The organism is Umezawaea tangerina, from assembly GCF_003002815.1.
GTDB classification, from domain to species: Bacteria; Actinomycetota; Actinomycetes; order Mycobacteriales; family Pseudonocardiaceae; genus Umezawaea; species Umezawaea tangerina.
This window is the reverse complement of sequence record NZ_PVTF01000004.1, coordinates 607,800-622,539: the sequence shown is the minus strand read 5'-3', so window position 1 is coordinate 622,539 and position 14,740 is coordinate 607,800. Positions and strand designations below refer to the sequence as shown.

Annotated in this window: 16 protein-coding genes; 12 read left to right on the top strand and 4 right to left on the bottom strand. The window is 72.3% G+C overall.

What is annotated here, in order from left to right:
* Positions 1–225 precede the first annotated feature (225 nt).
* Positions 226–693, top strand: a complete 468-nt coding sequence (locus CLV43_RS16950) for a cysteine dioxygenase (protein ID WP_106188286.1) — start codon at positions 226–228, stop codon at positions 691–693.
* Here the strand turns inward: CLV43_RS16950 and CLV43_RS16945 are convergent.
* Positions 677–1,324, bottom strand: a complete 648-nt coding sequence (locus tag CLV43_RS16945) for a pyridoxamine 5'-phosphate oxidase family protein (RefSeq protein WP_106188116.1) — start codon at positions 1,322–1,324, stop codon at positions 677–679. The two genes, CLV43_RS16950 and CLV43_RS16945, sit on opposite strands and share 17 nt — an antisense overlap.
* Positions 1,325–1,390: 66 nt before the next feature.
* On the opposite strand from CLV43_RS16945, the gene pdxR reads away from it, so the two are divergent.
* Both pdxR and CLV43_RS16935 read left to right on the top strand, forming a co-directional pair.
* Entirely contained in the window at positions 1,391–2,785 is a 1,395-nt protein-coding gene (gene pdxR, locus CLV43_RS16940) for a MocR-like pyridoxine biosynthesis transcription factor PdxR (protein ID WP_106188115.1), read from the top strand.
* A gap of 24 nt (positions 2,786–2,809) precedes the next feature.
* Complete coding sequence (locus tag CLV43_RS16935) at positions 2,810–3,877, top strand: D-alanine--D-alanine ligase family protein (RefSeq protein ID WP_106188114.1); 1,068 nt, start codon at positions 2,810–2,812, stop codon at positions 3,875–3,877.
* A gap of 7 nt (positions 3,878–3,884) precedes the next feature.
* Here CLV43_RS16935 and CLV43_RS16930 read toward each other — a convergent pair whose 3' ends face one another.
* Together CLV43_RS16930 and CLV43_RS16925 are read right to left on the bottom strand one after the other, a co-directional pair.
* Complete coding sequence (locus CLV43_RS16930; RefSeq protein ID WP_106188113.1) at positions 3,885–4,475, bottom strand: DUF3515 domain-containing protein; 591 nt, start codon at positions 4,473–4,475, stop codon at positions 3,885–3,887.
* Positions 4,476–4,495: 20 nt separating this feature from the next.
* Positions 4,496–4,729: an Lrp/AsnC family transcriptional regulator gene (locus CLV43_RS16925; RefSeq protein WP_106188112.1), complete on the bottom strand. Its 234-nt coding sequence runs from the start codon at positions 4,727–4,729 to the stop codon at positions 4,496–4,498.
* Between the two features lie 97 nt (positions 4,730–4,826).
* On the opposite strand from CLV43_RS16925, the gene CLV43_RS16920 reads away from it, so the two are divergent.
* The 7 genes from CLV43_RS16920 (at position 4,827) to CLV43_RS16890 (ending at position 10,476) form a co-directional block, all read left to right on the top strand.
* Positions 4,827–5,792 carry a thiamine-phosphate kinase gene (locus tag CLV43_RS16920; RefSeq protein ID WP_106188111.1) on the top strand — a complete coding sequence of 322 codons (966 nt, stop codon included), beginning with the start codon at positions 4,827–4,829 and terminating at the stop codon, positions 5,790–5,792.
* Between the two features lie 14 nt (positions 5,793–5,806).
* Positions 5,807–6,295 carry a GNAT family N-acetyltransferase gene (locus tag CLV43_RS16915; RefSeq protein ID WP_106188110.1) on the top strand — a complete coding sequence of 163 codons (489 nt, stop codon included), beginning with the start codon at positions 5,807–5,809 and terminating at the stop codon, positions 6,293–6,295.
* Positions 6,296–6,370: 75 nt separating this feature from the next.
* Positions 6,371–7,267: a hypothetical protein gene (locus tag CLV43_RS16910; RefSeq protein ID WP_106188109.1), complete on the top strand. Its 897-nt coding sequence runs from the start codon at positions 6,371–6,373 to the stop codon at positions 7,265–7,267.
* 23 nt (positions 7,268–7,290) lie between these two features.
* Positions 7,291–7,812: a gamma carbonic anhydrase family protein gene (locus CLV43_RS16905; RefSeq protein ID WP_106188108.1), complete on the top strand. Its 522-nt coding sequence runs from the start codon at positions 7,291–7,293 to the stop codon at positions 7,810–7,812.
* Between the two features lie 16 nt (positions 7,813–7,828).
* Complete coding sequence (locus tag CLV43_RS16900) at positions 7,829–8,506, top strand: uracil-DNA glycosylase (RefSeq protein ID WP_106188107.1); 678 nt, start codon at positions 7,829–7,831, stop codon at positions 8,504–8,506.
* 165 nt (positions 8,507–8,671) lie between these two features.
* Positions 8,672–9,025 carry an effector-associated constant component EACC1 gene (locus CLV43_RS16895; protein ID WP_106188106.1) on the top strand — a complete coding sequence of 118 codons (354 nt, stop codon included), beginning with the start codon at positions 8,672–8,674 and terminating at the stop codon, positions 9,023–9,025.
* Positions 9,025–10,476: a caspase family protein gene (locus CLV43_RS16890; RefSeq protein ID WP_106188105.1), complete on the top strand. Its 1,452-nt coding sequence runs from the start codon at positions 9,025–9,027 to the stop codon at positions 10,474–10,476. The genes CLV43_RS16895 and CLV43_RS16890 overlap by 1 nt, the downstream gene beginning before the upstream one ends.
* 65 nt (positions 10,477–10,541) lie before the next feature.
* Here the strand turns inward: CLV43_RS16890 and rpmB are convergent, their stop codons facing one another.
* Positions 10,542–10,733, bottom strand: coding sequence for a 50S ribosomal protein L28 (rpmB, locus tag CLV43_RS16885; RefSeq protein WP_106188104.1), 192 nt, complete (start codon positions 10,731–10,733; stop codon positions 10,542–10,544).
* Positions 10,734–10,895: 162 nt separating this feature from the next.
* On the opposite strand from rpmB, the gene CLV43_RS16880 reads away from it, so the two are divergent.
* Positions 10,896–12,518 (top strand): DAK2 domain-containing protein, encoded by a 1,623-nt coding sequence (locus CLV43_RS16880; protein ID WP_106188103.1) that lies wholly within the window; start codon positions 10,896–10,898, stop codon positions 12,516–12,518.
* 14 nt (positions 12,519–12,532) lie between these two features.
* Positions 12,533–14,725 carry an ATP-dependent DNA helicase RecG gene (gene recG, locus CLV43_RS16875; RefSeq protein ID WP_106188102.1) on the top strand — a complete coding sequence of 731 codons (2,193 nt, stop codon included), beginning with the start codon at positions 12,533–12,535 and terminating at the stop codon, positions 14,723–14,725.
* The last annotated feature ends 15 nt before the right edge of the window (positions 14,726–14,740 follow it).

The following is a 14,740-nucleotide window of genomic DNA, read 5'->3' as shown; positions in this document are numbered from 1 at the left end:
GCTCCGGGTCCACCCGTTCGGGGTATCCCACGGGATGGGACGTGGTTGAGGGGGCCGTGCGGGGCTGCGAGGATCTGCGGGTGCTGTTTCGCGCCATGATCGACGGGCGGGGTCACATCGACCTCGGCCTGGTCGCCAGCGCGCTCTGTCCTTGTCGGTGATCGTCTCGCGCCCTGCCGGTCGGTGACGACCGGTGTCGCTCTGATCCCGAAGGACCACACCACCATGTTCGCCGTTCCGGACAACACCGTCGCCCTGCCCGAGTCCCGTTCCGCGCTGCACCCCGTGCGCATCGCGCTCGGCTTCGCCGCCGACCGCGACAGCTGGCGCCACCTGCTGCGCTACGACCCCGACCACCGGTTCGCCGCGCTCGTCGAGCGCGTGGAGGACCAGGAGGTCTGGCTGATGAGCTGGCTGCCCGGCCAGTCGACCGACCTGCACGACCACGGCGGGTCGACCGGGGCGTTCACCCTGGTCAGCGGCTCGCTGACGGAGACCGTGGCCACCCCGCGCGCCCAGGTGCTGCACACCCTGGTGGCGGGGCAGTCGCGGGTGTTCGGGCCCGGCTACGTGCACCGCGTGCACAACGACGGGCCCGACCCCGCGGTCTCCGTGCACGTCTACCGCGACGGCGGCAGGCGCATGACGCCCTTCCGCTACGACCCGGTCGACGGGCCTACCGCCGCGCGCTGACGTGCTCCGGCACGGCCGTGCCCTCGGGCAGCAGGGGGCACGGCTCGGGCGTGCCGAAGGACTCGCGGATGGGCAGCACACCGGCCCACGCGATACCGGCCTCGACGTCCTCGTCCTCGTCGGACGGGGGGCCGGTGCGGATCTTCACCGACGCCTCGGCCAGGTCCAGCGCGAGCACGGACGTGGCGGCCAGCTCGCGGGCCGACGGCCGCCGGGCGTGCTCCCACGATCCGGGCGACAGGTGCTCGGTCAGCACGCGCAGCGCGTGCGACTTGGCCTCGTCCCCGGTCACCGGCACGGCGGTCCCGTGCACGACGGCGCACCGGTAGTTCATCGAGTGGTCGAACACCGAGCGCGCGTAGACGATGCCGTCGAGCAGCGTCACCGCGACGCTGACCGGCACACCCGACCCGGCCTCGCGCAGCGTCCGCGCGCCGGTCGAGCCGTGCAGGTAGAGGGTGTCGCCGTCGCGGCCGTACCCGGTGGGCAGGACGACCGGCGCGCCGTCGACGACGACCGCGAGGTGGCACACCAGGCCCGCGTCGAGCACAGCGTGCAGGGCCGATCGGTCGGTCACGGCGCGGTTCTTGCCCCGCTTGATGGTGCTGCGCGGGGTGGGCGACAAGGTCATGGCCCCATCCTGGTCGAAAAAGTGGCATTCTAGAAGTACCAATCCCGAAGGATTCGGAAGTGCCACTTGTCCGACACCGCGTTCCCCGTCGCGCTCGACCGCACCTCGTCCGAACCGCTCGCCGTGCAGCTCGCGGACGCCATGCGCACCGCGGCCGCCGAGGGCAGGCTGCGCAGCGGTGACCGGCTGCCCTCGACCAGGGCGCTGGCCGAGCGCCTCGGCGTCAGCCGCACCGTCACGGCCGCGGCCTACGAGCAGCTGCACGCCGAGGGCTGGATCGCGGGCAGGCACGGGTCCGGCACCTACGTCACCACGACCCCGCCCGGCGCGCTCAAGGGGCGCACCAGGCCACCGGCCCCGGAGCCGGTGCCCGGCGAGGTGGTCGACCTGGCGCCGGGCGCGCCCTGGGCGGGTGGGCTGGACAAGGCGGCCTGGCGCCGCGCGTGGCGGGCCGCGGCGGACACGACGCCGCTGCTGCGGCCGCAGCGCGGGGGACTGCCGGAGTACCGCGAGGTCGTGGCCGAGCACCTGCTGCGGCACCGCGGCCTCGCCGTGCCCGGCGGGCTGCGCGACGAGCTGGTGCTGGCCACCGGTGGCACGACGGCGGCGTTGACCGAGCTGGCCGCGGCCGTGCTCAAGCCCGGTGACGCGGTCGCCGTGGAGGAGCCCGGCTACCAGCGCGCGGTCGGCGCGATCCGCGCGGCCGGGATGCGGGTCGTGCCCGCGCCGGTCGACTCGGAGGGCCTGCTCGTCGAGGGCGTGCCCAAGGGGGTGCGGGTCGTCTACTGCTCGCCCGCCCACCAGTACCCGATGGGCGGCCGGATGTCCGCGGGCCGCCGGGTCGCGCTGGTGGAACGGGCCCGCCGCGACGGGTGGCTGGTCATCGAGGACGACTACGACGGCGAGCTGCGCTACGACGTGGCCCCGCTGCCGCTGCTGGCCGCCCTCGCGCCGGACGTGGTCGTGCACCTGGGCACCACCAGCAAGATCCTCACCCCGACGCTGGGCACCGGCTGGATGGTGGCGCCCGAGTCCATCGCCAGCGCCGTGCTGGCCCACCGCGACCGCACCGGCACCGGCCCCGCGCCCGCCGGGCAGCGCGTGGTCGTCGAGCTGGCCCGGCACGGCGACCTCGGCAGGCACCTGCGCAAGCTGCGCCGCGAGCTGTCCGAACGGCGGGCGCTGCTGGTCGAGTCGCTGGCCGCGGCGGGCATCCCGGTGCTCGGCGACGACGCGGGCGCGCACGTCGTCGTGCTGGTGCCGACCGCGGAGGCCGAGGTGGAGCTGCTGGCCGCCGCGGAACGGCGCGGCCTGCGGCTGGACGGCCTGGCCAGGCACCACGCGGGGCGGCCGAGGGTCCACGGCGTCGCCATCGGCTACGCCGCGTGCTCGCGCGAGCAGCTGACCTCGGTGCTCCCGCTCCTGGCCGAGCTGGTCATCGGCGCTGCTCCGAACGGGTAACCCGTCCGGGTAGTCTCGGGCCTCATGACACAGCGCAAGACCAGGGTTGCCGTGGTGTTCGGCGGCCGGAGCACCGAGCACACCGTCTCCTGCGTTTCCGCCGGGAGCGTGCTGCCGAACCTCGACCGCGACCGCTTCGAGGTCGTCCCCGTCGGCATCACCGCCGAGGGCGCGTGGGTGATCGGCGCCGACGACCAGGTCGCGCTGACGATCAAGGACCGCGAGATGCCGACGCTGGCCTCGCTCGTGCCCGCGGGCGGCGGCGAGCTGGTGCCCACCGAGCCCGGTGTCGTGGTCGGGGGCGTGGACGTGGTCTTCCCGCTGCTGCACGGCGCGTGGGGCGAGGACGGCACGATCCAGGGCCTGCTGGAGCTCGCCGACGTGCCCTACGTGGGTCCCGGCGTGCTGGCCAGCGCGGTGTCCATGGACAAGGAGTACACGAAGAAGCTGCTCCAGGCCGAGGGCCTGCCGGTGGGCACGTTCGAGGTGCTCAAGCGCGGCCAGGCCACGCTCACCCAGGAGCAGCGCGACCGCCTCGGCCTGCCGGTGTTCGTGAAGCCGTGCCGCGCCGGGTCGTCCGTGGGCATCTCGAAGGTCGTGGACTGGGGGCACCTGGACGACGCCATCGCGTTCGCCCGGCAGACCGACCCCAAGGTGATCGTCGAGGCCGCCGTGGTCGGCCGCGAGGTCGAGTGCGGTGTGCTGGAGTTCCCCGACGGCCGGGTCGAGGCGTCCCTGCCCGCGGAGCTGCGCGTGGTCGGCGGCTCGGTCGACTGGTACGACTTCGACTCGAAGTACCTCGACGACGTGTGCGAGTTCGACATCCCGGCCAAGCTGGAGGACGACCTCACCGAGCGGCTGCGCGCGATGGCCGTCACGGCGTTCCGCGCGCTGGACTGCCAGGGCCTGTCCAGGGTGGACTTCTTCGTCACCGAGTACGACGAGCTGGTGATCAACGAGATCAACACCATGCCCGGCTTCACGCCGATCTCGATGTACCCGCGGATGTGGGCGGTCACCGGGGTCGACTACCCGACCCTGCTGACCACGCTCGTGGACACCGCGATCGCGCGCGGCACCGGCCTGCGCTGACCCGTGCTCAGCCCTGCGTCTGGACGGGGCCCTTCGGGAGCGTGTCGCGGATCGTCGTCGACACGTCCTGCAGGGGCCCCGTTCCCGCGTCCGAGGGAACGGTGAGCGCGATGAACACCGGCCGGTCGACGGCGAACCAGGTCGAGGACTCGCCGCCCTGGACCTCCAGCCACTGCACGTCCGAGACGACCCGCAGCTGGGCGGTCGGCGACAGCTCGCCCGGCCGTTCCAGGCCGCAGCGCAGCACCAGCGGCGAGTGGTCCGCGTCACCCCACGCCAAAGCGCCCGCGGGCGCGGGCGTGGCGAGCTCGCGGCGCGGCAGCGTCGCCCCGTCCGACACCACGCTGACCGGGAGCTTCCCCAGCAGCGTCGTGCAGTCCGGGGACTCAGCGGCGGGCGCGTTCACCGGCACGAGCGCGAGCGGGCGCGAGTTGTCGGCGGACGGCGAGGCCGGGTCGGCGGCACCCGACGTGCCGAGGACGAGCCCGACCGCCGCCACCGCGACCGCCAGCAGCACCGGGAGGCCGATGGCCACGGCGAGCAGCGGTCGGGGCAACGACGAGACGGGCTCGGATTCGGTCGGCTGATCCTGTGGCACAGGGCTATGACAGCACGTCGCTACAAATGGACCACCGGGCAGGTCAGGGTCCGGGTGATCCCCTCCACGTTCTGGATGCGGGCGACCACGAGCTGGCCGAGCTGGTCGACGGTCTCGGCGTCCGCCCGGACGATCACGTCGTACGGACCGGTCACGTCCTCCGCGGTGGAAACCCCCGGAATGCCGGAGATCTCGCCCGCGACGGCGGCTGCCTTCCCGACCTCGGTCTGGATGAGGATGTATGCGTGCACCACGGCGTGCCCCTTCGTCGCGACAGGTTAGGTCGGGGTAGGAACTTGACCAGCAACGTACCGCAGTTGGAGTTCCGAATGCTCAGAATGGGAGGCAATCTTGCGTCCGGACCCGCCGCAGGACGCGGACACGGTCGCTGAAGTGGGTGAGTTCGGTCTCATCCGCCGAGTGACGGCCGGTCGGACGCAGCCGCCCACCACGCTGCTCGGGCCGGGTGACGACGCAGCGGTCGTCGCCGCCCCGGACGGCCGGGTGGTCGCCTCGACCGACGTCCTCGTCGAGAACGTCCACTTCAGACTCGACTGGTCATCCCCCGAGCACGTGGGGCGGAAGGCCGCCGCGGTCAACCTCGCCGACATCGCCGCCATGGGCGCGATGCCGACCGCGCTCCTCATCGGACTGGCCTGCCCGGCCGACACGCCCGCGAGCGTGGTCGACGGCATCACGGCAGGCCTGTGGCAGGAGGCGGCCGTCGCCGGGGCCGGTGTGGTCGGTGGCGACATGGTGAGCTCCGAGACACTGGTGATCTCCATTACTGCGCTCGGGGACCTCAATGGACTAGAGCCGGTCGTCCGGTCCGGGGCGCAGGTCGGCGACATCGTCGCGGTGTGCGGCAAGCTCGGCTGGGCGGCCGCCGGGCTGGCCGTGCTCAGCCGCGGCTTCCGCTCCCCGGTCGCCGTCGTCGGCGCGCAGCGCTCGCCCGAACCGCCGTACCCCTCCGGTCCGGAGGCCGCCGCCGCGGGAGCCACCGCGATGATCGACACCTCCGACGGCCTGCTGGCCGACCTCGGGCACATCGCGACCGCGTCCGGCGTCGGCATCGACATCCGCACGGAGCTGCTGGAGGTCCACCCGCGGCTGATCGACGTCGCGTCCGCGCTCGGCGCCGACGCGCGGCACTGGGTGCTCACCGGAGGTGAGGACCACGCGCTCGCCGCCACGTTCCCGGACGCCGCCGCGGTGCCCGAGGACTGGCAGGTGATCGGCGCGGTGCGGCCCGGCGACGGCGTGACGGTGGACGGCCGCGGGTACGAAAAACCCCCTGGCTGGGAGCACTGGCGCTAGGTACCTTCGACGGCATGGAACTATGCACGGTCGCGTATGACCATCCGGACGCCGTCAAGCTGATCACCGCCGTGCAGCAGGTCTACGTCGAGCGGTACGGCGACGAGGACATCACCCCGGTCGCCCCGGAGGAGTTCACGGCGCCCCGCGGCTACTTCGTCGTCGGCTACCTCGACGGCGTCCCGGTGGCGTGCGGCGGCTGGCGCGCCCACGACGGCACCCCCGAGGAACCGCTGGTGGCGGGCGACGCCGAGATCAAGCGCATGTACGTGGTGGACTCCGCCCGCGGCCGCGGGCTGGCCAGGGCGGTGCTGGCGGACCTGGAGCGCTCGGCGCTCGCCGCCGGGCGCACCCGCATGGTCCTGGAGACCGGCGCCGTGCAGCCCGAGGCCATCGCGCTGTACGGGAGCAGCGGGTACGAGCGGATGCCCAACTTCGGCACCTACCGCGACCACGCGGACAGCCTCTGCTTCGCCAAGCCCCTGCGCGCCACCGGCGGCTGACCACCCGGTCAGCCGCTGCTCCGAACGGGTTGTCGGCGGTACGTTGGCCTCTCGATCTTCGGGGGGAGAACCGCGGTGGAGTGGCCCGACCGACCGCTGGTGCTCAGCGAGCGGACCCTGCGGCGCGGCTGGGAGACCGGCTGGGCCCTCGTGGTCCCCGTGGTGGTCGGTGTGCTGACCTGGTTCGCGGGCGGCAGCGCGTGGCTGGCGCTGCTCACCGGCGCGGTGTTCGGCGTGCTGTTCTGGCTGATCGCGCGGCCCGGCTTCGTGGCACCGCCGGGCAAGCCCGTGCTCGCGGACGACCCGGCCCCCGCGCCCGCCGAACCGGTGTGGGCGCAGGTCCGCTGGGTCTCCTCGCCGCGGCTGCCGCGCGTGGTGCCCGTGGTCGCCCTCGCCGACGAACGCGGCGGCTCGGTGCGGCAGGTGTTCCGGGTGGCCTCCGGCGACGCGCCCGGCCAGCTGCGCGCCGACGGGATCCCGTTCGCCGCCGAGCTCGTCCCCGCCCGGCCGCCGCTGCTGCGCGTCGCGGGCGCGGACCCCGTGGCACTGCGGCAGGAGCACCCGGCGGGCACCTCGGCGCTGGTCGACCCGGACTACGCCGAACCGCCGTCGCCGCCCACGACCGCGCCGCTCGTCCAGTGGTGGCAACGGTTCTACACCCGCCGCGCCCGCGCGGTGCTCGCGGGCGATCCACAGTGGATCCCGGTCCGGCTCGTGCCCGCCCCGGTCGGCCTGACCACGCCGTGGGTCGTCGTCCGGCCCAGCGACGGCCACGTGCTGACCCGCCAGTACCTGCCGCGCGCCCTGACCGGCGTGCCCGCGGGCCCGCACAGCGCGCTGCTCGGCGTGCCGCGCGGGTCCGCCGTGCTCGACGAGAACGAGGCCGGTGACCCGCTGGACGGCGTGCTCTACGGTCATGGCTGGTCGAACCCCGTGCTCTCGCGTGGAATCCGCGTCCGGCACGTCGGCTGACCCCACCGCACAGAGGAGGACGCGTGGCCATCTACGCGCTGGGCAAGTACGAGCCGGAGATCCACCCGGAGGCGTACGTGCACCCCGACGCCACCGTGATCGGCGACGTCCGCATCGCCGCGTACGCGTCGGTGTGGCCGCAGGCCGTGCTGCGCGGCGACTACGGGCGCATCGAGATCGGCGCGCGCACCAGCGTGCAGGACGGCACCGTCATCCACTGCACCGAGGTGCACCCCACCCAGATCGGTGAGGAGTGCGTCATCGGGCACAACGTCCACATCGAGGGCGCGACCATCGCCGACCGCTGCCTCATCGCCTCCGGGTCGGTGGTGCTCAACGGCGCCGTCGTCGAGGAGGGCGCCATCGTCGGCGCGGGCGCGGTGGTCTCGTTCGAGGGGCACGTCCCCACCAGGTCGATGGCGCTCGGCGTGCCCGCGAAGGTCCGCCCCGGCCACGTCGTGCCCGAACGCGCCTGGCAGTTCGCGGTGGACAAGTACGTCGCCAACATCGCCTTGTACCGCAAGGAACTGCGCCGACTCGACTGAGATAGGGTCACGCGCTGTGGCTGGACGTCCCCTGAACGAGATCGTGGAAACCGGATGGGCTGAAGCCCTCGCCCCCGTTTCCGACCGCATCGCCGCAATGGGCGAGTTCCTGCGAACAGAAGTCGCCGCAGGACGCACCTACCTGCCCGCGGGCGAGAACGTGCTGCGCGCTTTCAAGCAGCCCTTCCACAGCGTGCGCGCGCTCATCGTCGGCCAGGACCCGTACCCGACACCGGGCCACGCCGTCGGCCTGAGCTTCTCGGTGTCCCCGGAGACCCGGCCCATCCCGAAGAGCCTGGTCAACATCTACAAGGAGTACGTCGAGGACCTCGGCTACCCCATGCCCTCCAACGGCGACCTGACCCCGTGGACCGAGCAGGGCGTCCTGCTGCTCAACAGGTCCCTCACGGTCGAGCCCGGCAAGTCCAACGCCCACCAGGGCAAGGGCTGGGAAGAGGTCACCGAGCAGGCCATCCGCGCCCTCGCCGCCCGCGACGAGCCCATGGTCGCCATCCTGTGGGGCCGCAACGCCCGCAACCTCCGCCCCCTCCTCGACCCCATCCCGTGCATCGAGTCCGCCCACCCCAGTCCGCTCTCCGCGCACGCCGGCTTCTTCGGCTCCAAGCCGTTCAGCCGGGCTAACGAGCTGCTGGAGAAGCAGGGCGCGGAACCGATCGACTGGAAGCTCCCCTAACCCGACACCCCGCTCGCCGAGGCCTTTCCGCATTCGTGCGGAAAGGCCTCTTTCTTGTCGTGGTGGAATAGAGGAAGCGCTTCGGGATCGAATATCGGGGGTGTATTGTCTCGCGTTGCCCAGTTCGGTCCTGAACGGGCGTTCCAGCGATACAGGAGACCGGCGTTGCGTTCGTCCTCCATTGCCATCAGCTCGGACGATTCCGATGAGGAATTGAGGTCGCTCGCCCGCTGGCTGCGGGACGAGGACGAGTTCAGGGGGCGGGTCGAACTGCTCGCCGCCCCCATCGCGGCGGACGAGATGGGGGCGGACCTCGAATCCGTCGTCACGATCGTGACCAGCGGAACGGCGGGAGTTTTCGTCACCTCGCTGTTCGCCTGGCTGGAAAGGCGACGCAGCGCGTCCAGGGTCCGGTTGACGATTCGCACCGGAACCGGGGCGACCGTGGAATTGACCTGCGGTTCGGCCGAGGACGCCGATGCCGTGCTCAAGCAGATCACGAAGATCATCGACGAGTGATGGTTGTGGAGAATCTGCCCGACCGGACCCGATCTCGCGCGATCCTCATCGGCACCGCGGACTACGAGCGTTCGGAAAGCCTGCCGAACCTGCCCGCCGTCGGGAACAACCTGCTCGATCTCCGGCGGGTGCTCACCGATTCCGACACGGGAATCCTCGACCTGTCCTCCTGCACCGTCGTCGACAGCCCGGACTCCCCGGCGAGCCTGGTCGGACGACTGCGCAGGGTGGCCAGGCAGGCCGAGGACCTCCTGCTGGTCTACTACGCGGGCCATGGCATCCGGCACGACTCGAAGGACGTCCTCTACCTCGCGGTCCGCGACACCACGGTGGACAACCTCGGAACCACCGCCGTTCCCTTCGAACTGGTCAGAGAGGTGATCGAGGAGAGTTCGGCGCGGACCCGCGTGCTGATCCTCGACTGCTGCTACTCCGGTATGGCAATCGGCACCATGGCCACCGCCGCCGTCGACCCGCGTGAGATCAGGATCTCCGGCACGTCCGTGCTGACGTCCGTGCCGAAGAACAAGAAGGCGCTCTCGCCGCCCGGTGAGAGGCATACCGCCTACACCGGTGAACTGATCTCACTGCTGGAGAACGGTCCGAGGGTCGGTGCGGGTCCGCTCACCGTCAGCTCGCTGCACAGGTCGTTGCAGGCGGCCATGTCCAACCGGGGACTACCCGTCCCCAAGTTCGTGTCCGCAGACACCAGCGGTGAATTGGTGCTGCGTAGGTCTCCGCCGCGGATCGTCCCCGCGGTCGTGCCGCCGGTCGTGGTGGACCCGGTTCCGGTTCCCGAACCGGTCGTCGCCGCGCTTCCGGTCACGGCCGAACCGGTTCCGTCCGGCCTGTTCGACGCGACCACTCCCCGGCCTCCGGCGTCCGTCGAACCGACCCAGCCCGCAACGCGGCCATGGGCGCCCTCTGAGGTGCCGCCCGACGCGGGTGGTCCCACGGCTCGGGTCAAGGTGGGGCCGGGGTACTACCTGAACCGGATCGTTCCCCTGTACCCGCTGCTGCTCGTGCTCACGGCCATCTCGATCGACATCCTGATCGTGGCAGGGGCGGATTTCATCTTCACGGAGAAGCCGACGACCGGTGCAGGGCAGGTCTCGGTGGTCTTCCTCGGCATCTCGGCCCTCTTGGTGTTCGTCACCATCCGGGTCCGGAAGTGGAGGGCCGAGGTGCGGGAACCCGATTCGACAGGGGCGGCGGGCAAGGCGTTGACAGCGGTGCACCACGTCCAGTCTGTCGTCCTGGGCCTGGTCTGCCTGTTCTGCGGCATCATGGTCCTGGCAGGAATCGGAGTGAGCCTCTCACCTCCCTCGGGAGGGAAGCCCACCTCCCTGTACAGCACCCTGAGCCTGATGCTGATCATGTGCGAAGGCGCTGCGGGGTCGGGGTGGGCGCTGTTCCGCCGGAGCGGGAAGCGGCGGGTGGCCCGGCGCTGACCACGTCCCCGACAAAGGCGAAGGCCCGGACGCCGTAGCGTCCGGGCCTCCGTCACGGGGCTTGATCAGCCGCGCACAACCTTGCCCGCCTTGATGCAGGAGGTGCACACGTTCAGCCGCTGGCGCTGCGAGGAGGAAACCTTCGCGCGCACGGACTGGATGTTCGGGTTCCACCGGCGGTTGGTCTTCCGGTGGGAGTGCGAGACAGAATGGCCGAAGCCCGGCCCCTTGTTACAGACGTCGCACACGGCAGCCACGTCAGCCACTCCTTAGGGTTGCTCATTTCGAACTCACGCCCCGGCGGGCGCGCAAGCGTGCACAAGCCTCAGCCGGGCATGGCAACACCGATGAGGGTAACCGGTGGGTGGTCGAGCGACCAAACCGGGGGCCCGCCGGCCGGAGTGGATACGCTCCCCGCCATGCAGGTCCTCGATGCCGGAGCGGTGCGCCAGTGGGCGGACGCGTGCGTGCGCTCCCTGGACGCGAACCGCGAGGCGATCGACCGCATCAACGTCTACCCGGTCCCCGACGGCGACACCGGGACGAACCTGCTGCAGACCATGAGATCCGCGCTGGACGCCCTGCTGCGCGCCCCCGCCGACGCGCGGGACGCGGCGGGCACGTCGCTCGCGGCGCTGGCCAGGGGCGCGTTGGCGGGGGCGCGGGGCAACTCCGGGGTGATCCTGTCCCAGGTGCTGCGCGGGCTCGCCGAGACCGTGCAGGGCGCCTCCACGATGACCGGCGGCGCGCTGCGGCAGGCGCTGCGCCGGGCCGACGAGCTCGCCACCGCCGCGGTGTCCAAGCCCGTGGCGGGCACCGTGCTGTCGGTCCTGCACGCCGCCGCCGAGGCCGCGGGCGACGGCCCGGACGACTTGGAGAACGTCATCACCTCGGCCGCGAAGGCCGGTGCCGCCGCGCTCGCCGACACCCCGCGCCAGCTGGCCGTTCTCGCCAAGGCCGGGGTCGTGGACGCGGGCGGCCGCGGCCTGCTCGTGCTCTTGGACACACTCGCGGCGGTCGTCACCGGCCGCGAGGAGGTGACCGAGGTCGTCCCGGTGCTGCCCAGGACGCCCGAGTCGCTCACCACCGGCCGCGAGGCGGGCTCCAGCGAGTTCGAGTACGAGGTCATGTACCTGCTCGACGGCGTGACCGACGACGGCGCGGAACGGCTGCGGGCCGACCTCGGCGGGCTCGGCGACTGCGTGTCCGTCGTCGGCGACGGCGCCGAGCTGTGGACGGTCCACGTGCACTGCAACGACATCGGCGCGGCCGTCGAGGCGGGCATCGGCGTCGGGCGCCCGCACCGGATCACCGTGGCCAGGTTCGCCGACCAGATCACCGCCCAGGCCACCAGGTTCGTCCGCGACCGCGCGGTCGTCGTGCTGGTCAGCGGCCAGGGCGCGGCCGAGCTGTTCCGCGCCGAGGGCGCCGTCGTGGTCGACCTGGCCGAGGTCGAGGCGCTGACGTGGGCCGACCTGCTGGCCGTGCTGGTGAGCACCCGCGCCAGGCAGGTCACCGTGCTGCCCGGTTCACCGGACCTGCGCGAACACCTCGACGAGGCGGTCACCCAGGCCGTCGCGGCCGGCCAGGACGTCGTGGTCGTGCCGACCGCGTCCCCGGTGCAGGTGCTCGCCGCCATCGCCGTGCACGACCCGTCGCGCCGCGCGGGCGACGACGTCGTCGCCATGGCCGAGGCCGCCGCCGCCACCCGCCGCGGCGAGCTGGCCGCGTCCGACCGCGACGGCATCACCTGGGTCGGCCAGGTGGCGAAGGGCGACCTGCTCGGCCTGCTCGACGGCGAGGTCGTCCTCATCGAACCCGGCCCCGCCTCCGCCGACACCGTCGGCGACCTCGCGTGCCGCCTGGTCGACCGGATGCTCGGCGGCGGCGGTGAGCTGGTCACCGCCGTCCTCGGCGCCGACGCCCCCGCGGACCTCGCCGACCTGCTCGAAGGGCACCTGCGGCACAGCCACCCGGAGGTCGAGCTGACCGTCTACCCAGGCGGACAGCCGGACACCATCATCTTTGTCGGTGTCGAGTAGTTGAATGGGCGGCGATGACCACCTTTGACGAGAAGCTGGTGTCGGTGCTCGGCAAGAAGAGCGCCGACGCGCTGGAGGCCGGGCTCGGCCTGCTGACGGTCGGCGACCTGCTGCGGCACTACCCGCGCCGGTACGACGAGCGCGGCAAGCTGACCGAGATCGCGAGCCTGGAGCTCGGCGAGCACGTGACCGTGCAGGCGAAGGTCAAGACGGGCAAGAAGCGCGCGATGAAGAACCGGCGCGGCTACCTGTTCGAGGCGACCATCACCGACGGCACCAACGAGCTGCAGCTGGTGTTCTTCGGCGCGCCCGCGCACGTCGCCGAGACCGAGCTGCTGCCCGGTCGGCAGGCCATGTTCGCGGGCAAGGTCGGCCGGTTCAACAACAAGCTCCAGCTCGCCCACCCCGACTTCGAGGTCCTCAAGGACGAGGCCCCGGAGTCGTCGGCCGACCGCTTCGCCCAGGCGTTCATCCCGGTCTACCCGGCCGCGCAGGGCATCCAGTCGTGGAACATCGTCAACTGCGTCAAGCAGGTCCTCGACATCTGGGACGGCGTCCCAGAGGCTGCCGACCCGCTGCCCGCCCACCTGCGCGAGGCGCGCTCGCTGATGCCGCTGGAGGCCGCCCTGCGCGCCATCCACCGGCCGGACAGCTGGGCGATGATCACGCTGGCGCAGCAGCGGCTCAAGTGGGACGAGGCGATGGCCGTCCAGCTCGCCCTCGCGCAGCGCAGGCAGTCCGCAGGCGCCCGCCCCGCCCCCGCGTGCCCCAGGCGGCCGGGGGAGATCCTCGACGCCTTCGACGACAGGCTGCCGTTCACGCTCACCAAGGGCCAGCAGGAGATCGGCGACGAGGTCGCCCACGACCTGTCCGGCGTCCACCCGATGAACCGCCTCCTCCAGGGGGAGGTCGGGTCCGGGAAGACCATGGTTGCCCTGCGGGCGATGTTGCAGGTCGTCGACGCGGGTCGGCAGGCCGCGATGCTGGCGCCGACGGAGGTGCTGGCGGCGCAGCACGCGCGGTCGTTGAACGAGATGCTGGGTGACCTCGCGCAGGCCGGGCAGCTCGGCGGGGCGGAGCACGCGACGCGGTTGACGTTGCTGACGGGCTCGATGAGCGCGCCGCAGCGGAAGAAGGCGATGCTGGAGATCGTGTCCGGTGAGGCCGGGATCGTGGTGGGGACGCACGCGTTGATCCAGGACAAGGTGACGTTCGCCGACCTCGGGCTGGTGGTGGTGGACGAGCAGCACCGGTTCGGCGTCGAGCAGCGGGACGCGCTGCGCGGGCGGGCGCAGGAGGGTGCGTCGCCGCACGTGCTGGTCATGACGGCGACGCCGATCCCGCGCACGGTGGCGATGACGGTGTACGGCGACCTGACGGTGTCCGCGCTGCGCGAGCTGCCGCAGGGCAGGTCGCCGATCAGCACGTCGCTGGTGCCGCTGGCGGAGAAGCCGCAGTGGCTGTCCCGCGCGTGGCAGCGCATCCACGAGGAGGTCGCCAAGGGCCACCAGGTGTACGTGGTGTGCCCGCGGATCGGCGACGGCGAGAACGAGGACGGGCCGGAGCCGCCTAAGGAGGACGGGTCGGACCGGCGGCCGCCGCTGGCGGTGGTGGACGTGGCGAACCGGCTGTCCGAGGGGCCGCTGCGGGGGCTGCGGATCGAGATCCTGCACGGCAGGCTGCCCGCGGAGGACAAGGACGCGGTGATGCGGGCGTTCGCCGCGAACGAGGTGCAGGTGCTGGTCGCGACGACGGTGATCGAGGTCGGCGTGAACGTGCCGAACGCCACCGTCATGGTGATCATGGACGCGGACCGGTTCGGCGTGAGCCAGCTGCACCAGCTGCGCGGCCGCGTCGGCCGGGGCAGCGCGCCGGGGCTGTGCCTGCTGGTGACGGAGATGCCGGACGGCACGTCGACGATGGAACGGCTCCGCGCCGTGGAGTCCACTCTGGACGGCTTCGAGCTGGCCCAGCTTGACCTGGAGCTGCGGCGGGAGGGCGACATCCTCGGCGCCGCGCAGTCCGGCAGCCGGTCCGGCCTGAAGATGCTGTCGCTGCTGCGCGACGAGGACGTGATCCGGGAGGCGCGGGTCGAGGCGCAGCAGGTCGTCGAGGCCGACCCGGACCTCGTGGCCCATCCCGGTCTCGCGGGGCTGGTCGCGGGCCTGCTGGACGAGGAGCGGGCCGAGTACCTGGAGAAGGCCTGAGCTAGCATCGACTCC